Source organism: Actinoplanes sp. CA-142083 (assembly GCF_050942195.1).
Classification (GTDB): domain Bacteria; phylum Actinomycetota; class Actinomycetes; order Mycobacteriales; family Micromonosporaceae; genus Actinoplanes.
Window position 1 is genome coordinate 1,449,497 of sequence record NZ_CP192076.1, and the last position, 16,861, is coordinate 1,466,357.

Annotated in this window: 22 protein-coding genes, 1 pseudogene and 1 riboswitch; of the genes and pseudogenes, 7 read left to right on the plus strand and 16 right to left on the minus strand. The window is 69.7% G+C overall.

The window, feature by feature from the left end; genetic code table 11:
- Window positions 1-29: 29 nt before the first annotated feature.
- The 7 genes from ACQPZX_RS06930 to ACQPZX_RS06960 all read right to left on the minus strand — a co-directional run bounded on the left by ACQPZX_RS06930 (window position 30) and on the right by ACQPZX_RS06960 (window position 4,674).
- Window positions 30-1,094, minus strand: coding sequence for a hypothetical protein (locus ACQPZX_RS06930; protein ID WP_433375958.1), 1,065 nt, complete (start codon window positions 1,092-1,094; stop codon window positions 30-32).
- 81 nt (window positions 1,095-1,175) lie between these two features.
- Window positions 1,176-1,892 (minus strand): HD domain-containing protein, encoded by a 717-nt coding sequence (locus tag ACQPZX_RS06935; RefSeq protein WP_433375961.1) that lies wholly within the window; start codon window positions 1,890-1,892, stop codon window positions 1,176-1,178.
- A gap of 16 nt (window positions 1,893-1,908) precedes the next feature.
- Window positions 1,909-2,787, minus strand: coding sequence for an MHYT domain-containing protein (locus tag ACQPZX_RS06940; protein WP_433375963.1), 879 nt, complete (start codon window positions 2,785-2,787; stop codon window positions 1,909-1,911).
- Window positions 2,788-2,913: 126 nt separating this feature from the next.
- Complete coding sequence (locus ACQPZX_RS06945; protein ID WP_396030235.1) at window positions 2,914-3,057, minus strand: GPGG-motif small membrane protein; 144 nt, start codon at window positions 3,055-3,057, stop codon at window positions 2,914-2,916.
- Between the two features lie 39 nt (window positions 3,058-3,096).
- The gene (locus ACQPZX_RS06950; RefSeq protein ID WP_433375966.1) at window positions 3,097-3,840 is read right to left on the minus strand and encodes a metallophosphoesterase family protein; all 744 of its coding nucleotides are present in this window, start codon (window positions 3,838-3,840) and stop codon (window positions 3,097-3,099) included.
- Window positions 3,837-4,088, minus strand: coding sequence for a hypothetical protein (locus tag ACQPZX_RS06955; protein WP_433375969.1), 252 nt, complete (start codon window positions 4,086-4,088; stop codon window positions 3,837-3,839). Before ACQPZX_RS06955 ends, ACQPZX_RS06950 begins: the two co-directional genes overlap by 4 nt.
- Window position 4,089: 1 nt before the next feature.
- Complete coding sequence (locus ACQPZX_RS06960; protein WP_433375971.1) at window positions 4,090-4,674, minus strand: nucleotidyltransferase; 585 nt, start codon at window positions 4,672-4,674, stop codon at window positions 4,090-4,092.
- Window positions 4,675-4,903: 229 nt separating this feature from the next.
- Here ACQPZX_RS06960 and ACQPZX_RS06965 point away from each other — a divergent pair, with 229 nt between their 5' ends.
- Entirely contained in the window at window positions 4,904-5,614 is a 711-nt protein-coding gene (locus ACQPZX_RS06965) for a dTMP kinase (protein ID WP_433375974.1), read from the plus strand.
- On the opposite strand, the gene ACQPZX_RS06970 is transcribed toward ACQPZX_RS06965, so the two are convergent.
- A complete protein-coding gene (locus tag ACQPZX_RS06970) occupies window positions 5,611-6,306 on the minus strand; it encodes an SDR family NAD(P)-dependent oxidoreductase (protein ID WP_433375977.1) in 696 nt (231 codons plus the stop codon). The genes ACQPZX_RS06965 and ACQPZX_RS06970 overlap by 4 nt on opposite strands.
- Before the next feature lie 564 nt (window positions 6,307-6,870).
- On the opposite strand from ACQPZX_RS06970, the gene ACQPZX_RS06975 reads away from it, so the two are divergent.
- Window positions 6,871-7,875, plus strand: a complete 1,005-nt coding sequence (locus ACQPZX_RS06975) for a sigma-70 family RNA polymerase sigma factor (RefSeq protein WP_433375980.1) — start codon at window positions 6,871-6,873, stop codon at window positions 7,873-7,875.
- A gap of 63 nt (window positions 7,876-7,938) precedes the next feature.
- Here ACQPZX_RS06975 and ACQPZX_RS06980 read toward each other — a convergent pair whose 3' ends face one another.
- The 3 genes from ACQPZX_RS06980 to ACQPZX_RS06990 all read right to left on the minus strand — a co-directional run bounded on the left by ACQPZX_RS06980 (window position 7,939) and on the right by ACQPZX_RS06990 (window position 10,004).
- Window positions 7,939-8,910 (minus strand): NlpC/P60 family protein, encoded by a 972-nt coding sequence (locus tag ACQPZX_RS06980; RefSeq protein ID WP_433375983.1) that lies wholly within the window; start codon window positions 8,908-8,910, stop codon window positions 7,939-7,941.
- 14 nt (window positions 8,911-8,924) lie between these two features.
- Window positions 8,925-9,051, minus strand: a riboswitch (cyclic di-AMP (ydaO/yuaA leader).
- 210 nt (window positions 9,052-9,261) lie between these two features.
- Complete coding sequence (locus ACQPZX_RS06985) at window positions 9,262-9,579, minus strand: DUF3817 domain-containing protein (RefSeq protein WP_433375986.1); 318 nt, start codon at window positions 9,577-9,579, stop codon at window positions 9,262-9,264.
- Window positions 9,580-9,593: 14 nt separating this feature from the next.
- Complete coding sequence (locus ACQPZX_RS06990; RefSeq protein WP_433375989.1) at window positions 9,594-10,004, minus strand: hypothetical protein; 411 nt, start codon at window positions 10,002-10,004, stop codon at window positions 9,594-9,596.
- Window positions 10,005-10,089: 85 nt separating this feature from the next.
- Between ACQPZX_RS06990 and ACQPZX_RS06995 the strand changes: the two genes are divergently transcribed.
- From ACQPZX_RS06995 to ACQPZX_RS07010, 4 genes and pseudogenes are all read left to right on the plus strand, one after another.
- Window positions 10,090-10,317 carry a DUF6158 family protein gene (locus tag ACQPZX_RS06995; RefSeq protein WP_433375992.1) on the plus strand — a complete coding sequence of 76 codons (228 nt, stop codon included), beginning with the start codon at window positions 10,090-10,092 and terminating at the stop codon, window positions 10,315-10,317.
- Window positions 10,318-10,326: 9 nt separating this feature from the next.
- Window positions 10,327-10,847, plus strand: a pseudogene (locus tag ACQPZX_RS07000) (DUF1360 domain-containing protein).
- Window positions 10,848-11,087: 240 nt separating this feature from the next.
- Window positions 11,088-11,276, plus strand: a complete 189-nt coding sequence (locus ACQPZX_RS07005) for a hypothetical protein (protein WP_433375995.1) — start codon at window positions 11,088-11,090, stop codon at window positions 11,274-11,276.
- Between the two features lie 48 nt (window positions 11,277-11,324).
- Window positions 11,325-12,101 (plus strand): ANTAR domain-containing protein, encoded by a 777-nt coding sequence (locus tag ACQPZX_RS07010; RefSeq protein WP_433375998.1) that lies wholly within the window; start codon window positions 11,325-11,327, stop codon window positions 12,099-12,101.
- On the opposite strand, the gene ACQPZX_RS07015 is transcribed toward ACQPZX_RS07010, so the two are convergent.
- The 5 genes from ACQPZX_RS07015 to ACQPZX_RS07035 all read right to left on the minus strand — a co-directional run bounded on the left by ACQPZX_RS07015 (window position 12,098) and on the right by ACQPZX_RS07035 (window position 15,850).
- Complete coding sequence (locus ACQPZX_RS07015) at window positions 12,098-12,403, minus strand: antibiotic biosynthesis monooxygenase family protein (protein ID WP_433376001.1); 306 nt, start codon at window positions 12,401-12,403, stop codon at window positions 12,098-12,100. The two genes, ACQPZX_RS07010 and ACQPZX_RS07015, sit on opposite strands and share 4 nt — an antisense overlap.
- Before the next feature lie 55 nt (window positions 12,404-12,458).
- Window positions 12,459-14,162: an MDR family MFS transporter gene (locus ACQPZX_RS07020; RefSeq protein ID WP_433376004.1), complete on the minus strand. Its 1,704-nt coding sequence runs from the start codon at window positions 14,160-14,162 to the stop codon at window positions 12,459-12,461.
- Window positions 14,159-14,635, minus strand: coding sequence for a MarR family winged helix-turn-helix transcriptional regulator (locus ACQPZX_RS07025; RefSeq protein WP_433376007.1), 477 nt, complete (start codon window positions 14,633-14,635; stop codon window positions 14,159-14,161). The genes ACQPZX_RS07020 and ACQPZX_RS07025 overlap by 4 nt, the downstream gene beginning before the upstream one ends.
- Before the next feature lie 93 nt (window positions 14,636-14,728).
- Window positions 14,729-15,319, minus strand: a complete 591-nt coding sequence (locus ACQPZX_RS07030; RefSeq protein WP_433376010.1) for a class I SAM-dependent methyltransferase — start codon at window positions 15,317-15,319, stop codon at window positions 14,729-14,731.
- A gap of 36 nt (window positions 15,320-15,355) precedes the next feature.
- Window positions 15,356-15,850, minus strand: coding sequence for a hypothetical protein (locus tag ACQPZX_RS07035; protein WP_433376013.1), 495 nt, complete (start codon window positions 15,848-15,850; stop codon window positions 15,356-15,358).
- Window positions 15,851-16,070: 220 nt separating this feature from the next.
- Here ACQPZX_RS07035 and ACQPZX_RS07040 point away from each other — a divergent pair, with 220 nt between their 5' ends.
- Window positions 16,071-16,727: a response regulator gene (locus ACQPZX_RS07040; protein WP_378970946.1), complete on the plus strand. Its 657-nt coding sequence runs from the start codon at window positions 16,071-16,073 to the stop codon at window positions 16,725-16,727.
- Window positions 16,728-16,861: the final 134 nt, after the last annotated feature.

Consider the following 16,861-nt stretch of genomic DNA (forward strand, 5'->3'; position numbering starts at 1 on the left):
CCGCGACCGAGTCGTGCCGCGGACCCCGCTCAGCGGGGCACGACGCAGTTCTCGCAGTTCGCGGCGATCGCCGGGGTCGTGCCCGGCTGCATCGAGACGCCGGTGTCGTGGCCCACGTTGTTGGCGTCGACCACCCACAGGTCGCCGAATCCGGCGGCGTTGAAGGCGATCGCGAACGTGCCGTCGGTCATCCGGGCGATCGACGGGCTGGTGTTGGGGGCGACCCCGAGGCCGTTGGCGGCGTAGCGCAGGTCGAAACCGGGGTCCAGCCGCCACAGCAGGCCGTCGGCCTTGTTCTTGAAGACGATCTCGTAGTTCGAGCCGTCCGTCTTGGGGGCGATCGCCGGGCTGGTGCCGGGCGCCACCAGGAGCTGGGTGTTGAACGGCGTGCCGTGCTCGTCGACGTACCAGAGCTCGCCGGTGTTCGGCGCCTGGAAGGCGATCTCGACGGCGCCGGCGTTCGCGGAGGCCACCGCCGGGCTGGTGCCGGTCGCGACGCCGAGGCCGTTGCCGACGCGGTGGGGGCCGGTCAGGGTGTTGTACTGCCAGAGCAGGCCGTCGGAGGCCCGGGTGAAGACGATCTCGAAGCCGGCGCCGCTGTTCGTCGCGGCGATCGCGGGGCTGGTGCCCGGCAGCATGGTGATCCCGGTGAAGTGCCCGAACGGCTCCGCGTCGCTGACCCACCACAGGCTTCCGCCCGAGTCGCCGGCGAAGGCGGTGACCACGTAGTCCCCGACCGCCGCACTGGCCGGCCGGGTGCCCGGGGCCAGGCCGAGGCCGTTGCCGAGCCGCTGCGGCGCGCGGCCGTTCCGCAGCTCCCAGAGCAGCCCGTCGGCGTCGCGCTTGAACACCACCGCGGTGCGGGTGCCCACCTGCACGGAGGCCGGGCTGGTGTCGGCGGCGACGGTGAAGGTGGTGTCGTGCGGGACGTAGTCGGGCCCCAGCCGCCACAGCCGGTGGGAGGCGTTCTGCACGTAGTAGACGTCGGCGACGGCCGTGGACTGGGCCTCGGCCGCCGGCGGTAGAGCGGGGCCCAGCGCCACCCCGGCGGCGGCCGCCAGCATCGCGAGCGGCGTGATCAGGAAATTCGTCATGGGCCGAGGGTCGGCCCGCGCCCCCGCCCGGCACATCCGTGCCGACTACCCGACCCGCCGGTTACGTGGCGGGCACGGATGTCAGTCGTCCAGGATGGCGGCGAACCGCTCCTCGGCCAGGTCGAGCTGGTCGAGGATGTGCTCCTTGGCCTCCAGCGACAGCGGCGTGTCCGGGCGGCCGACCAGCTCGCGCAGCTTGGGCACGAGCGGGCGGTACTTCGTCGCCGAGGAGAAGGCTTTGTCGGCCGTGGTGTGGATGACGCCCACCCCGTTGTCGGTGAAGTCGGAAACCTTGATCACCCGTGCCCAGGGGTCGCGGTCGAGGCTGGCCGCCACGTGCTCGCGGTACTGCTCGTGCCGGTCGCGCTCGGGGTCGTACTCCGGGTTGGTCACCGAGCGGACCAGCTCGGCCACCCGCGGGTTGAAGCGGCGCGCCAGCTCGGCGATGGCCGCGTCGGTGAGCTCCTGGTGGGTGCCGGTGGCGAGCATGCCCAGCTCGGCCGGATGGTCCTCGACGGCGTCGTGCAGCAGCGCGGCGGTGAGCACGTCGACGTCGCGGACCCCGTAGTACTTGACGATGCGGATCGCGACGCGCAGCAGGTGGTTGAGGTAGGGCTCGCGGACCCGCCGGTCGCCGGCGTGCAGCCGGGCGGCGAGGTCGAGCGCCTCGCACAGCCGCGCCGCCTCCTCCGGCGGGAAGGAGTCGACCTCGAGAAGGAACCGGTCGCGCAGCCCCTCCTCGCCGTAGACCTCGGTGATCGCATGCAGTGGCATCGACAGGAGCATCCGCGCGGCCATGCGCACACTGTAGCGATCAGTTGTTGCTTGTCGACCTCATCGGAACGGGACGGGGGGACGGCCGGCGCGCGGTGGTGGGGGCGAGGGACGCCTGTTTGAGGGACCACGGGTTGGCGTTCTCGGCGTGCACGCCCCGCTTCGGGGTGCCGGCGCCGTCGGTGAACTCCTCCTCGGTCATCGCCTGGAGCGCGCTCAGCGCCACCCCCACGATCGTGGCCGCGGTGATCAGCGTGATCGGCACGATCATCGTGAGCGGCCGGATGCCGTGCACCTGCTCGATCATGTCGGGGTCGAGGTGCACTGACATCGCCGCCATCCCGGTGTAGTGCATGCCGCACACCGCCACCGCCATGATCCCGGCGGCGATGCTGACCCGGGCCCAGCCCCGCACCGAGATGGCGAACCAGTGGGCGACCGTGGACGCCACCACCGCGATGATCGCCGAGGCGATGACGAGCGAGAGGTTGTAGTGCATGGCCCCCGCCACGTGCATGCCCTCCATGCCCGAGTAATGCATGGCCAGCACGCCGCCGCCGGTCAGCAGGCCGGCCGCCAGCACCTTGGGAAAGCTGCGCTTGCCGTGCCCGACGATCATCAGGCCCAGCCCGACCGCGATCACCGCCGAGACCAGGCTGGCCACGGTCATCGCGATGTCGAAGCGCACCGGGCTGGCCGGCACGTCGAAGCCGAGCATGGCGGCGAAGTGCATCAGCCAGATCGCGCCGCCGCCGATCGAGAACGCGGCGATGCCGAGCCAGCGGTTGCGCCGGCCGCGGGTGCGGGCGTTACGGGCCCGCGCCGTGCAGAGCAGCCCGAAGAACGAGCCGAGGAACGCGAGCAGGTACGCGGCGATGGGATTGAAGACGCCGTACGTGAAGTGATGGACCTCTGTCACTGCGCAAAGGTCGCGGACATCTGCGGACATTCATCGCACCGTGTGTGCGGGCCCATCACAAAGAGAACCGGGGCCACCGATTTCGGTGACCCCGGTTCGTAAGAGGTTCGGGGGGAGAGAGATGGATCAGGTGAAGATGCTGACGCCACCCGGGCCAACCAGCAGGCCAATGATGATCAGCACGATGCCCCAGAGGAGCTGCCGCCGGAACAGCGCGAGGATGCCGGCGACCACCAGGATGACTGCGAGGATCCAGAGGAGAACGTCCATGCAGTCCGATTACCCGGGGCCCGCAAAAGCAAAACACGGTTATGTAGCGACCAATTGAAGATCGACATCCTCGGAAAGCAGCTGGTAGACGTTGTACGCCTGCTTGATGACCGGATGCGCCACGTTGCGCACCGGCACCCCGCCCGGCGTGCGCCCGCGCTCGGAGCCGTGGTGAGCGTGCCCGTGCAGGGCGAGTGCGGTCGGCGCCGAGTCGATCGCCCGCCCGAGCTGGTAGCAGCCGAGGAACGGGTAGATCTCCAGCGGCTCGCCCAGCAGCGTGTCCGGCACGGGGGAGTAGTGCGTGAGCGCCACCAGCGCGTCCACCTGCACCGAGCTGAGCGCTTCCTCGAGCCGATGCGAGACGACCTCGGTGGTCCCCACGAAGTCCTTCATCTCCCGCTCGCCGAAGTTGCTCGCGCACGCGCCCGCGAAGCCGCCGCCGAACCCCTTCACCCCGGCCACGCCGAGCCGGTGCCCGTGCAGCTCGAGCACGGTCGCCTCGCCCTCGAGCACGGTGATGCCCGACTCGATGAGCACCTCGGTGACCCGCGACTGCTGGTCGCTCTGGTGGTCGTGGTTGCCGAGCACCGCGATCACCGGCACGGCCAGCCCGCCGAACTCCTGCGCGAAGCAGCGAGCCTCCTCGACGGTGCCGTGCCGGGTCAGGTCGCCGGCCACCAGCAGCACGTCGGCGTGTTCCGGCAGCTCATCGAGGGCGGGCCGGAACCGGCCGAGAACGTCCTCGTCCACGTGGACGTCGCCCACGGCGGCGATCCGGATCATGAAATCTCCTCCACCTCGCTGGGCGCCTGGGCCCGGATGATGCCGATGTCGCAGACGAGCTCCACGTCGGGGAAGCGCTCGTTGATCTGACGGCAGATCTCGTCCCGCCGATGCGGGCTCTCCACCTCGCCGCCGAGCACGAGCGTGTGCTCGCGGCGGTGCACGGTGATGCCGAGCTCGGCGACCCGCCCGTCGGTGAGCAGGCTCTGGATCTCGGCTTCCAGGTATTCGTCGAGTTGGGTGCTCATCTCATCCCCCTTCCCCATCCGGCTCGTCCCTATCGGCGGGGACGACGTCCAACCGGTCGAGCAGGATCAGGAAGGCCTCCGCGTACGGGGATCCGGCGGTCTCCCGCCGCACGCGCTGCCAGTCGATCTGCTCGCGCAGCGAGCGCGCCACCGGGAAGCCGGTGGCGAAGTCGCAGTAGTGCTGGCTGTAGCTGAGCAGCTTGTGGATCATCAGTTGGGTCGCCGAGATCACCGGCATGCTGATCGCCTCGACCGAGATCACCTCGGTGTCGCGCAGCGTCTCGTCGGTCACCGGCGTCTCGACCGGGCGATGGATCAGGTCCACCATCCGGTCCTCGTCGTAGACCTTGACCAGCCAGTCCTCGGGTGGTTGCTCCGTGCGGAAGCCGACCGCGGCGAGCGCCTTGAGCGCCTGCTCCTTGTCCTGCTCGCGGAGCAGGAAGTCGACGTCGTGGTCGCTGGAGTGGCCGCCGTGCGCGTACACGGCGAAACTGCCGCCGAGCGCGAAGGGGATGTCGGCCGTCTTGAGCGTGGAGGCCACCCGCTTGAGCGTGGTGGCCAGGCCGGCGTCCACGTGGTGCGGCATGGGCGTTCTCCCTGTTCGACTCCGGTCCGTGCCGGTAACCCGTACCCGACCCGACCCGCTCTGAACCACAAGCAGAATCAACTGCTTAACCCCATTTTGGTACGGACTGAGCACCGTTTCCTGTGAAACCCTCTGGGCACCGCCAGTTACCGTTGGTGGGCATGACCGACTGCACCGGAGTCAGCGCAGTGCCCGTAGGGCCAGAAGGGCATGCCAAGGACCGCTCAGCATGACCCCGCAGCCACGCACGATTGCCCTCGTCGGGATCGACGGAAGTGGCAAGACGACGCAGGCCCACCGGCTCGCCGATGACCTGGCCGCCGAGGGGCTGAACGCGGCCTACCGCCGGAACGCGGGCGGCCGCCGCTGGTTCGGCCGGCTCGCCGCCCGGCTCGGTCGCGGTGACGACGCCGAGGACCTGCTGGGCCGGCGAACGATGCTGTTCGTCGAGTCGGTCCTGCGCTGGCTCGCCATTCTGCGTACCCTGCTGCGCCGCGCGCTGACCGGCGAGATCACCGTGATGGACCGGTACGCCGTCTGCCAGTACGCGAGCCTGCGCGCCCGGGCCGCCCGCCCCGCCGCCGAGCGCCGCGCCCGCTGGGCCTACCGCCTGTTCCCGAGGCCCGACGTGACCTTCCTGCTGGTGGTCGACCCCCAGGTGGCACACGACCGGATCGAGGCCCGCGGCTACGACCACGAGAGCACCGACTACCTCGCGGCCGCCGCGGCCGCCTACCGCTCGCTCCCCGAGTACGACAGCTTCGTCGTGATCGACGCGAACGGCACTCCCGGCCAGGTCGCCGCCGAGATCCGCGCCCGCCTGCCGCTGCCCGCCCCGGTCACCCCGGCCCGCTCCCGGGTCCGCGCGCTGATCCTGGCCGGCGCCCCGCTGCTGGCCGGCGCGACCGCCCTCGGATACCAGCTCGCGGAGGTGCTCTAACTCTGCCCGTACACCGGGATCTGCGCGCCCGTGGTCGGCGCCGACGCGTCGGAGGCCAGGAAGAGGATCGTGGGCGCGATCTCTTCCGGCTTCACCCACTTCGAGAAGTCGGCGCCGGCCATGTCGCGCCGGTTGGCGGGGGTGTCGATGACGCTGGGCAGGATCGTGTTGCAGCGGACCTTCTGCTTCTTGTACTCGACGGCCACCGCGCCCGCGAACGCCAGCACCGCCGCCTTCGCGGTGATGTATCCGGCCGCGCCCGGCCACGGCGCCACCGCGGCCCGCGACGACACGCACACGATCCCGCCGCCGCCGGCCGCCACCAGATGCGGCAGCGCCGCCCGGGTGACCAGATAGGTCGGCCGGAGGTTGCGCGCCAGCAACCCTTCGAACTCCGCCACGGGCGCTTCCGCGACGAGCCCGCTGCCGCCGTACGCGCCGGCCAGATTGACGACGGCGCGCAACGGCGCCTCCGGATCGCCCGCCGCGACGGCCATCGCGGCAGTGACTTCCGTCTCATCGGCGAGGTCGGCCTCGACCGTGATCGCGCCCTCCGGAAGCCCTTTCCGGCCCGGCCGCACGGGCGCGACGACCCGCCACCCGTCGGCCAGGAAGGCCCTCACCGTGGCCGTTCCCAGCCCGCCGGCGCCGCCAGTGACGAAGACCGTCCGCCCATTGCCCATGGGGATCATGTTGCCCGTTCATCCGCCCGGGACGGTGTGGTTCTCGTCACGCTCGGCGGAGGATGGCCTGGTGGTCGCGCACAGTTACGAAATAGGCCGTCACCTGCACGGGCGTCACCCTTGCGGGCGAGTGAACTATGGCGCGCCGTGCCGCATTGTGGCAGGTGGTCCCGTTCGGCACCGCGCCCCGGGATCTTTTTGATGAGATTTTTGGTTCAAGCCGGTCGCGAAGCTGTCGATGCTGCACGTGAACCCAGGAAGCCGAACGGCCGTACTGGGTAGTGATGGACATCCCAAGGTCGGTGGTGATGCCCGTCGCTGCGACAGGTGGGGGGCCGATGGTGTCATGGAGACCGACGCGGGTAAGCGTTCTGCTGCGTGACCGACCGCGGCTGCGGCGCGCGAATGCTGTGCCAAGAGCCCTCTTCAGGAACATCGCACGCGGCTCTCAGCAATCACCCAGGCATTCGTGACACTTTCGACCCACCAGCCGGAATCAGTGCGAGCAGTCATTTGTTGTGTAGATGCCAGTAACCGCAAAGTACGAACTGCGGACGTTACGGGGAGGAACTGATGAACACAGGGTTTGCCCGTAACGGGGTAAGTAGTGAACGCAATGAGGGGACCGTGGGCAACGTGGAGAAGAACACCGTGATGCGGACCGACCAGGTCGCCGAGGAGCGTGACCTTGTCGGCGTCTACCTGCACGAGATCTCCAGGACGCCACTGCTGAGCGCAGCCGAGGAAGTCGACCTCTCCAAGCAGATCGAGGCGGGCCTCTACGCGGAGTTCCTGCTCGACGAGGGCGAGACGCCGCGAGGCGTGAGCCGCGAGGAGCTGGAGCGGATCGTCTACGAGGGTCAGCGGGCGAAGGATCTGTTCATCCGGGCCAACCTGCGACTGGTCGTGTCGATCGCCCGGCGCTACGTGCGCTCCGGCATGCCGATGCTCGACCTGATCCAGGAGGGCAACACCGGCCTGGTGCGCGCGGTCGAGAAGTTCGACTACGAGCGCGGCTACAAGTTCTCGACGTACGCCACCTGGTGGGTGCGGCAGGCGATCAGCCGGGCCATCGCCCAGCAGGAGCGCACCGTCCGCCTCCCCGTGCACCTGGTGGAGGACGTCAACCGGATGCGCAACGTGACCCGCCAGCTCGTCCGCGAGCTCGGCGCCGACCCCGAGCCCGAGCAGATCGCGAAGGCTCTCGGCGTGACGGTCGAGCGGGTCAACGAGCTCACCCGCTGGGCCCAGGACACCGTGTCCCTGGACACCCCGGTCGGCGACGACGGCGACACCAACCTCGGCGACCTGGTGGCCGACAGCGACGCACCCTCGCCCGAGGAGATCGTGCTGACGGCCCTGGAGCGCCAGCGCATCGAGGGTCTGCTCAACCACCTCGACGACCGTTCGGCCGGCATCATGCGGGCGCGCTACGGCCTCGAGGACGGCCGGGAGCACTCGCTGACCGAGGTGGCCTCGCGCTTCTCGCTCAGCCGCGAGCGCATCCGCCAGCTCGAGATCCAGGCGCTCGGCCGGCTGCGCGAGCTGGCCCGGGCCGAGGGCCTGCAGGCCGCCTGATCCCCCTTCCGCGACGCGAAAGGCCGGTACCCCCTCGGGTACCGGCCTTCATTGCGTCCGGGGTTACTTCACGCGTCCGTAGCCGTACGGGGTCATGATGTTGATCGACCTCTTCTTGATCGGCTCGCCCTCGCGGGACGCGTCGATGATCATTCCGCCGCCGACGTACAGGCCGACGTGGCCGAGGCTGCGATAGAACACCAGGTCGCCCGGCTGGAGCTGGGACTTGCTGATGCGGGCGGTGGCGCTGTACTGCGCGGCGGCGTTGTGCGGCAGCGACTTGCCGGCCTTCGCCCACGCGGCCATCGTCAGGCCCGAGCAGTCGAACGTGTTGGGTCCGGCGTCGCCGTAGCCGTAGTAGGCCGGCTTGTTCGCCTGCGTGTACGCGAAGTCGACGGCGACGCCGGCCTTGCCGGAGATGGACGGCGCCGGGCCGGCCGCTCCCGCGACACCGGTCTCGGTCGCGCTGCCGTACGCCTGCTCCCGCATGGCGCGCAGCTTCTTGATGTTCGCCTCGATCGTCTTCTTGCGCGTGTCCATCGCCTTGAGCTGCGCCGCCTGCTTGGCCTGCGTGGTCTTCAGGGCGGCCTGCCGGTCGGCGAAGTTCTGCGTGGTCGCGGTGTAGTCGTCGATGTCCCGCTGGTTGGCGCGGTTGATCATCTCGAGGTAGCTCATCTTCTCGACGAGGCCGCCCTGCTGGTTGCCCAGGATCGCGCTCATCGGCCCGACCCGGCCCTGCTTGTAGGCCGTAGCGGCGATGCTGCTGACCTGAGCCTCGGCGACCACGAGCTTCGCCTTCGCGGGCGCCAGCGAGGCCTGGAGGGTCTTCTGGTCGGTCGCCGTCTTGTTCAGGTCGATCTTGAGCTTGTTGTACGACTCGGTGATGTCCTCGAGCTGGTTCGACGCGGTCTCGATCTGCTTCTTGAGCTCGGTCTCGGACGGCGCCGCGTGTGCCGCGGTCGCCATGGATCCGGTGATCGCGATCGCCATCGCCGCGACCGCGAGTGCCCGAAGCCTGGTGCGGGGGGTTGGCACCGGTTGCTGACCTTTCTTCCGCTGCTGGCCGCCGACCGGGTTAGCTGTCGGATTCGGGCGGGAAGAAGGCCCTACCGCTCTCGCGGATTCACCCCAGAAACGCGGTTCCCCGGTTCGGCGCGACTACCGCGTCCGCCCTGGGGGAGGGCGTGACGGGACACCGCGTCGATTGGGCGGCGTTGGCCGGCGCCACGGAGGGGTGTGGCTGCGGACCGAACCAACCGCATTAACTTATCGATGCGCGAATCAAAATCAAGGTCTCTACGCGGGATTTAAGGAAAAGGCCAGATATGCGCCATTGATCCCGATAACGCATTGTCATTCGACGAAGACTGCGGGTTATTCGACCGCTTAAACCGGACTTTTCGCCAGGTCGGCGGGAACCCACGCGTGGCTGACCTTACGCTCCGCCCAGAAGGAGAGGAAGGGGATGGTTCCGGCGGCCATGACGATGATCATCCGGAGGAACGGCCACCCCGCCCGGCGTGCCAGGTCGAAGGTCAGCACCAGGTAGACCATGAAGAGGAAGCCGTGCGCGGGGCCGACGATCGCCACCACGGTGTCGTTGTCGCCGAGGTACTTCAGCGGCATGCCGACCAGGACGATCGTGAGCAGGCAGACGCCCACGATCCACGCGATGATCCGATAGCGGGTGAGCGCTCCCTGCACAGTGCCACGTCCCTTTATTTCTTGGAGTATCCGGGGTAATCCATCGCCCCGGCGCCGGGGTGCTCGGCCAGCCAGGCGAGGTAGTCGTTGTAAGCCACCAGCTCGGGGTCGTCCGCGGCGGGCGCCCGGTCGACCGCGACACGCACGGGCCGGCCGACCGTAACAGGCGAACCTGGAAGCTTCTCGGGCTCTTCGTCCTTTTCTTCCGCGGGCTCGGGCGGCTTGCGGGCGAGCTGGACCTCGCGGTACCAGAGGAAGGCGAAGAAGGCCGCGAAGACCGGCCACTCGAACGTGTAGCCCCAGCTGAGCGTGTTTCCCCCGCTGGCCCGGCTGAACTGCCACCAGCCCAGCCCGAGGCAGCCCGCGATCGCGACGAGCGCCAGGACGTGCCGCGCGATCCACGCCGGCGTCCAGAGCCCCTTCATGCACACGAGCGTACCGGCGGCACGTTTGCCCTTCGTCGGCGCGGGCAACCGTCCTGCCAGGTGATGACCCACACGGAGGTGCACGATGACGGACGCCGAGACCGAGATCGGCGTGGACCCGGCCACGCTCGACGACGAGGACCTGTTCCGGGAATTGTCCAGCCTCTACCGCGCCCGGATGTCCACGCTGCGGCACGGCCCGGACGCGGCCCTCGACAACCACTTCCGGCGCACGGCTGAGCTGGAGACCGAGTACATGACCCGCTACCCGGGCCGCGAGGTCGACCCGTCCCGTCTCACCCAGGACTTCTGAGGAGGCCGTGTGACTGAGTCGCTGCGTGACCGGGTGGAGCGCGTCGGTCAGGCGTACGCGCCGCACGAGCACCGGCCTCTCGCCGGGTACGCCGTGGCGATGGGCGCGTTCGGCGCGCTCGCCGCCGGACTGGCCGCCGCCGCGAAGGTCACCGGGAAGCGCGTACCCGACCGGCCCGCGGCCGCCGACGTGCTGCTGATCTCGATAGCCACCCACAAGCTGAGCCGCCTGCTCGCCAAGGACGCGGTGGCGAGCCCGCTGCGGGCGCCGCTCGCCCGCTACGCCGAGCCGGCCGGCTCGGCGAGCTCAACGAGGAGGTGCGCGACGAGGGCAACTCCATCCGGCACGGGCTCGGCGAGCTGGTCACCTGCCCGTTCTGCCTGGCCGTGTGGGTCGCCACCGGCCTCACCGGCGGCCTGGTCCTCGCGCCGCGCCTGACCCGCCTGGTCGCCACCGCCCTGACCGCGACGGCCGCCTCCGACTTCCTCCAGATGGCCTACGACCGCGCCAAGCAGGCCACGGAGGGGTGACCGGCGTCACAGTTGCTAACGGAATCATGGTCGAGGGCCGACCGTTGAGAACAGATGTCGGTGTGTCCAGTGTCCCCGGGCCTCACCACTTTGCCTTCACGGAATACCGTTCGGCTGGAGCCGTGTTGTGCCTTTCGCCGCGAGGCGACATGCACACCGACATCTCGTACGCCGCCCCCGGGTTCGCCCGGGGGCGGCGACGTGTTTCAGGGGCTTGCCGGCCGGGGTATTTGATCATCTATGAGCGATGACCGGATCGAGCAACGCGCGGCCGAGCTGCTGCCGGAGGAACGTGTGGCCGGCAGCGCCGACCCGCGGGCACAGGCCGAAGCGATCCTGGCGGACTCCGACCGGCGCGAGGACGACCCCGAAGCGGTGGAGAATCGCCGCTCCGACCAGGCCGCCGCGCCCGGCGACACCACCCGGTAGGGGCACCGAACTTCCGTGTTCGTCGATGGTCATGGCAATATTCCCCGCGTGTCTGTCCCGAATCGCCGGATTTCTGCGCCGACGCGCGGCCCCGCTCGTTTACTGAGCCGTCCCGCGCGCACCCGCAGCGCGCGCTCCGCCGCCCTGAGCGGCCCGCACGCGGTCGAACTGGCCGGGTTGCTGCACGAGCTCTCGGTGCGTCTGCTCGGCGCCGAGAGCTTCGCCTCGGCGCTCGAGCGCCTTGCGGCACTGGCGATCGGCGCGGTGCCGGGCGTGGTGCGTTGCTCGGTCGCTCTGATCGGCGAGGGCGGGCCACTCACCTGCACCGCCGCCGGGCCGTCCGGCGAGGGCGTCGATGAGCTCCAGTACGCGTTGAGCACCGGCCCCGGGCTGCACGCGGCCCGCACCCGCGCTCTGGTCACCGTGAACGACCTGACCACCGACGAGCGCTGGCCCGAGCTGGCCGAGCCCGCGCGCGCCGAGGGCGTCCGCGCGGTGGTGGCCGTGCCGCTGGACGTGCCCCGGGCCGAGGTGGGCGCGGTCAGCCTCTATCTGGACGGGCCCGGCAACCTCGGGCCCGATCTCCTGCTGACCGCGATGGCGCTGGTCAACCACGCCGAGGTGCTGCTGGGCGAGCTGCGCCGCCGCGACGAGACCAGCACCGACGCCGCCGTCGACCGGGCGGTCGGTGTGATCATCGCCCAGCGCGGGTGCGGCGTCCGCGAGGCCTACGACGTGCTCGGCGAGACCGCCCAGCGCCTCGGCCTGGACCGCCGCGCGGTGGCGGATCGCCTGATCGCCGCCGCGGCGGCCCGCCGCGGTTAAGCCTTCTCGACGTGCTGGACCACCTCGAACTCCAGCAGTGACGCGCCGGTGGCGACGGGCTTGGCCCGCTCGCCCGAGTGCGCCTCCCGGGCGGAACCCGAGGACCAGGCCTGGAACGCCTCCTCGGACTCCCAGCGGGTGTAGACGAAGTAACGGTTCTCGCCGTTGACCGGGCGCAGCAGCTCGAACGCGAGGAAGCCGGGTGCGTTCTCGACGGCGCCCTGCCGGGCGGCGAAGCGCTTCTCCAGCTCGGGGCCGGCGCCCTCGGGCACCTCGATGGCGTTGATCTTCACGACAGACATGCGCCAAAACTACAGAGCCGGGACGCGTGGGCGTCCCGGCTCCAATTTTGGGTTTCTAATGGATGACTTTGTCGGGGAGGGGACCGGCGCCGACCTCGCCGGGCACGCCGTCGCTGTTCTCCGCCGCCAGGATGTCGGCCTCGCGCTGCGCCTGGGCCGACCGCTGGGCGAGCGGGACCTCGGGCAGGAAGAACACCACGATCAGGCCGACCACCATGACCGCGGCGGCCAAGATGAAGACGACCTGGATGCCGTCCGAGAAACCGACCTTGAACGGGTGCGAGACGACGGCCGAGAGCTTCTCGAGGAACGACGTGTCGTTCAGCGCGCTGCTGCCCTGCGCCTGCTGCAGCGTCTGCATCTGGCTCGGGTCGGCGGCCACCGACTGCTGGAAGGCCGGGGTGGCCTGCGCCTTCTGGTAGGCCGACGCGATCTTGCCGCCGACCACGTTGAACAGCACCGACAGGAAGATCGCCGTGCCGAGCGTGCCGCCCATCGAGCGGAAGAACGTGACCGAGCTGGTGGCCACGCCGATCTCCCGGGGCGAGACCGCGTTCTGCACCGCGGTGATCATCGGCTGCATGTTGCCGCCGAGGCCGAGGCCCATCAGCACCATGATCAGCATGGTCTTCCAGAGCGGGGTGTCGGCGCCGATCAGCGAGAACAGCACCAGGGCCGAGACCATCAGGATGCTGCCGATGATCGGGAAGATCCGGTAGCGGCCGGTACGGGCGATGAGCTGACCGGCGGCGATCGAGCCGGCCATGATGCCGATCACGAACGGGATCATCTGGAGGCCGGCCTCGGTGGCCGAGGAGCCCTTCACGATCTGGAGGTACAGCGGCACGGTCAGCAGGCCGCCGAACATGGCCATACCGATGATCGTGCTGGAGATCGAGCCGACCGCGACCGTCTTGTTGCGGAACAGGCGCAGGGGCAGCAGCGCCTCGTGGCCGTACGCCCGCTCGGCGATGATGAACGCGGCGATGCCGAGCGCGCCGACGATGTAGCAGGCGAACGCGCGGGGCGAGTCCCAGCCCCATTCGCGGCCCTGCTCGGCGACGGTCAGCAGCGGCACCAGGCCGACGATCAGGGCGACCGCGCCGGGCCAGTCGATCCGGTGGTCGGTGCGGTGGTGCGGCAGGTGCAGGACGCGGGCCACCACGGCCATCGCGGCGATGCCGATCGGCACGTTCAGGTAGAAGATCCAGCGCCAGCCGGTGATGCCGACGATCGAGTCCTGGCCGGCGAAGAAGCCGCCGAGCAGCGGGCCGATGACGCTGGCCGTGCCGAACACCGCGAGGAAGAAGCCCTGGTAGCGGGCCCGCTCGCGGGGCGGGACGATGTCGCCGATGATCGCCAGCGCCATCGACATCAGGCCGCCGGCGCCGATGCCCTGGATCGCGCGGAACGCGGCCAGCTCGTACATGTTCTGCGAAAGGCCGCAGAGCATCGAGCCGACCACGAAGATGCCGATCGCGAACAGGAAGAAGGGCCGCCGGCCGTAGATGTCGGAGAGCTTGCCGTAGAGCGGCGTCGAGATCGTCGAGGTGATCAGGAACGCCGTGGTGGCCCACGCCTGCAGGTTGAAGCCGTGCAGGTCGTCGGCGATCGTCCGGGTGGCGGTCGCCATGATCGTCTGGTCCAGGGCGGCCAGGAACATGCCCATCATCAGGCCGGCGAGAACCGTGAGGATCTGGCGATGGGTGAAGTCCGCGGAGCCGGCGGCGGGCGGCGAGGTGGTCTTGGGGTTGCTCACGCGTTCTCCCGTAGAGGTGGCGCGGCCGGCTCGTTGCGCAGATGGGCTTCGACCGCGGTGTTGAATTCGATGAAAAGCTCGACGAAGGCGTCGACACGCTCGGCCGGCCAGCTGCTCAGCACCTCGGCGAGGAAGGCCTCGCGGGCGTCGTGCAGCTTGCGGCAGGCGGACAGCCCGGCGTCGGTGATCGCCAGGCGCGATGCCCGCCCGTCGCCGGGGTCGGCCTCGCGGCGGGCCAGGCCCGCCTTCACCAGCTGGGCCGCCTGCCGGCTGACCGTGGAGGGGTCGGCCTGTTTGGCCTCGGCGAGGTCGGTCACGCGCATCGGTCCGAGGAACCGCAGCGGGAAGAGCAACATCAGCGCGGAGAACTCCGCACCCAGGTCTCCGTTGTTGAGCATGCCCTTGGCTCGCGCGCCGAGCCGGAAGAATCGCATGATCTCGTCGGCCAGCCGCGCTTCGGCTCTGTCGTGCATGGTGATTTTCCCTGCAGCCTTCGATTGATGCGTGCAGCCTACAACTTGTTGCTTGGTGAAAGCATTCTTATTGCGTACGACGGAACGTGACGCTTATCGCATGCGCCAGACCGTCGTGGCGAGCGCCTCGGTCTCCTCGAGCGCGGCGGGGACCGGCACGGTGTACTCCGCCAGGGGCTCGAAGAGCCGCTCCGGGAAATACCCGCGACCGGGGTCGCCAACCAGGACCTGCCGGTCTTTTCGCCGCTCCGCCCGGAGCCGCTGGATCATCTGGTCGGCGACCGGGGAGCTGTAGAAGACGTCGCCGGCCAGGATCACGGCCGGTTGGGTTACGTCGTCACTCAACGTGACGTGATTGGCCTCGGCGTTGCGGTGGGCGGCGGCGATCGCGTCGGCGTCGATGTCGGCTATCCCCACGCTCGCGGCCCCCGCCTTCGCCGCGGCGATCGCGGCCACGCCGGAGCCGGTGGCGAGATCCAGGACCGTGCGGCCGGCGACCGTTGCCGGGTGGTCGAGCACGTAGCGGGCCAGGGCCTGGCCGCCGGCCCAGACGAACGCCCAGAACGGTGGTGGCTGGTCGCTGCGGAACTCGCCGCCGGTCAGATCGAACAGGCCGACGTCGCCGCCCGCGAGATGCAGCGAGATCTCCGGCGCGAGCGGCACCGGCAGCAGCGTGGTCAGCACCCGGCGATTCTGCTCTCCCGGCCGGGGTGGCGCGCGCTAATTAACCGATACTTCGGCCGATGGCCGTCGGGCCATCATCAGCTTCGCGCGGTACTCGTTGCGCAGCTCGGCGGCCCACGGCTCGTCCTCGTCCTCGAGCAGCGGGCGGGTGGCGAGAAAGGCGGCCGCGGTGAGCGGTTTCACGGCGCGCCCCGGGGCGCGGCCGGCCGCGAGGGCGATGAGCTCGTCGAAGCGGGCCACGTCGATCCGGACCCGGTCGGGGTCGAAGCGCAGGCGCCCGCGGTGCGCGACGATGACCGAATCGCGCGGATTGATGCCAGGTTCCAGGTGCGCCCGAAGAACCGACAAGTCGGCCTCGACGGACTTCTTGCCCGTACCCAGTGCGTCGGCCAGCTCCGAGATGGACGCCTCGCCACGCAGCGCGAGCAGCGCGAGCAGGTGGCGTGGCCGGTCACCGCCGAAGTCGGCGCCCGAGAGGCACTCGCCCCGGGTACGGACCTCGATGCGACCGAAGAGCTGGATGTCGAACATGAATGGAAACTCTGCGTCTGGCAAAGTTGACCGGCAAGGCCCAATGCTAGGGGTCTCATCACCCGAAAGACTGGTGATCGCGACCGCTTGGCCTCATCCTGCTTCCGGGCGTACCGGCGGAACGGATCCGGCCCGTCGCCCCGGCAGGCTGTTGGTAGGGCAAAGATAGGTGCGGATACTCCTTAGACTTCCGAGGTCCGTTCGGTTTGAAAGGTGGCGCATGAAACACGGCGAAGCGATCAGCGTCCTCGTCGTCGACGGCCACCAGACGTTCGCCGAGCTGCTCGGACACGCTCTGGCAGGTCAGCCCGACCTCGAGTACGTGGGGCACGCGCGCACCGGCGCCGAGGCCCTACAGCTCGCGCAGCAGCTGCAGCCCGACGTGATCCTGCTCGACCCCGATCTGTCCGATGCGGACGGTATTGCGATCGCCGAGCTGATCCGGGTGCGCCAACCGGACACTCGTGTGGTGATCCTCACTGCCAGCGATGAGGGCGCGCTCGTCGGGCGGGCCACCGCGGCCGGCGCGGCCGGCTTCCTCTCCAAGAACGGCGCGCTCGGTGACGTGCTGAACGCGTTGCGCACCGCCCACGGTGGCGGCATGACCGTCTCGACCGACATCCTCGCGCGGCTGCTGCGCAGCCAGTCCCCGGTCGTCGCGCCGCGTAGCAGCGGCCTCACCGTACGGGAAGACGAAGTGCTGCATTTGATGGCGGCCGGATTGGACGCTCGCGCGATCGCCCGCCGGCTCGGCATCAGCCTGCACACGTGTCGTGGCTATGTGAAGGCTGTGCTGGCGAAACTCGGCGCGCACAGCCAGCTCGAAGCGGTCGCGATCGCGACCCGGCGGGGGCTCATCCGGCCCGGCCGGCAGTAACGGTAAGTAGTTCCTGCCAGCACTCATCCGGGAGAACTTCAAATACGTACCTCTGTCGGGGACGCCGGGTAGCCGGCATTGCGACAGGGGAGACTCGTGGACCGAGCAGCTGACGACTTGTCGTCCGATGTGGC

Bases quoted from the DNA above. Each gene is read 5' to 3' on its own strand.
- ACQPZX_RS06945 (WP_396030235.1), bottom strand. From the start codon at position 3,057: ATGGACGTTCTCCTCTGGATCCTCGCAGTCATCCTGGTGGTCGCCGGC.
- ACQPZX_RS06965 (WP_433375974.1), top strand. From the start codon at position 4,904: ATGACCCCGCAGCCACGCACGATTGCCCTCGTCGGGATCGACGGAAGT.
- ACQPZX_RS06975 (WP_433375980.1), top strand. From the start codon at position 6,871: ATGAACACAGGGTTTGCCCGTAACGGGGTAAGTAGTGAACGCAATGAG.
- ACQPZX_RS06950 (WP_433375966.1), bottom strand. From the start codon at position 3,840: ATGATCCGGATCGCCGCCGTGGGCGACGTCCACGTGGACGAGGACGTT.
- ACQPZX_RS06990 (WP_433375989.1), bottom strand. From the start codon at position 10,004: ATGAAGGGGCTCTGGACGCCGGCGTGGATCGCGCGGCACGTCCTGGCG.
- ACQPZX_RS07005 (WP_433375995.1), top strand. From the start codon at position 11,088: ATGAGCGATGACCGGATCGAGCAACGCGCGGCCGAGCTGCTGCCGGAG.
- ACQPZX_RS06970 (WP_433375977.1), bottom strand. From the start codon at position 6,306: ATGATCCCCATGGGCAATGGGCGGACGGTCTTCGTCACTGGCGGCGCC.
- ACQPZX_RS07040 (WP_378970946.1), top strand. From the start codon at position 16,071: ATGAAACACGGCGAAGCGATCAGCGTCCTCGTCGTCGACGGCCACCAG.
- ACQPZX_RS07025 (WP_433376007.1), bottom strand. From the start codon at position 14,635: ATGCACGACAGAGCCGAAGCGCGGCTGGCCGACGAGATCATGCGATTC.
- ACQPZX_RS06960 (WP_433375971.1), bottom strand. From the start codon at position 4,674: ATGCCGCACCACGTGGACGCCGGCCTGGCCACCACGCTCAAGCGGGTG.
- ACQPZX_RS06995 (WP_433375992.1), top strand. From the start codon at position 10,090: ATGACGGACGCCGAGACCGAGATCGGCGTGGACCCGGCCACGCTCGAC.
- ACQPZX_RS06955 (WP_433375969.1), bottom strand. From the start codon at position 4,088: ATGAGCACCCAACTCGACGAATACCTGGAAGCCGAGATCCAGAGCCTG.
- ACQPZX_RS07035 (WP_433376013.1), bottom strand. From the start codon at position 15,850: ATGTTCGACATCCAGCTCTTCGGTCGCATCGAGGTCCGTACCCGGGGC.
- ACQPZX_RS06930 (WP_433375958.1), bottom strand. From the start codon at position 1,094: ATGACGAATTTCCTGATCACGCCGCTCGCGATGCTGGCGGCCGCCGCC.
- ACQPZX_RS07015 (WP_433376001.1), bottom strand. From the start codon at position 12,403: ATGTCTGTCGTGAAGATCAACGCCATCGAGGTGCCCGAGGGCGCCGGC.
- ACQPZX_RS06935 (WP_433375961.1), bottom strand. From the start codon at position 1,892: ATGGCCGCGCGGATGCTCCTGTCGATGCCACTGCATGCGATCACCGAG.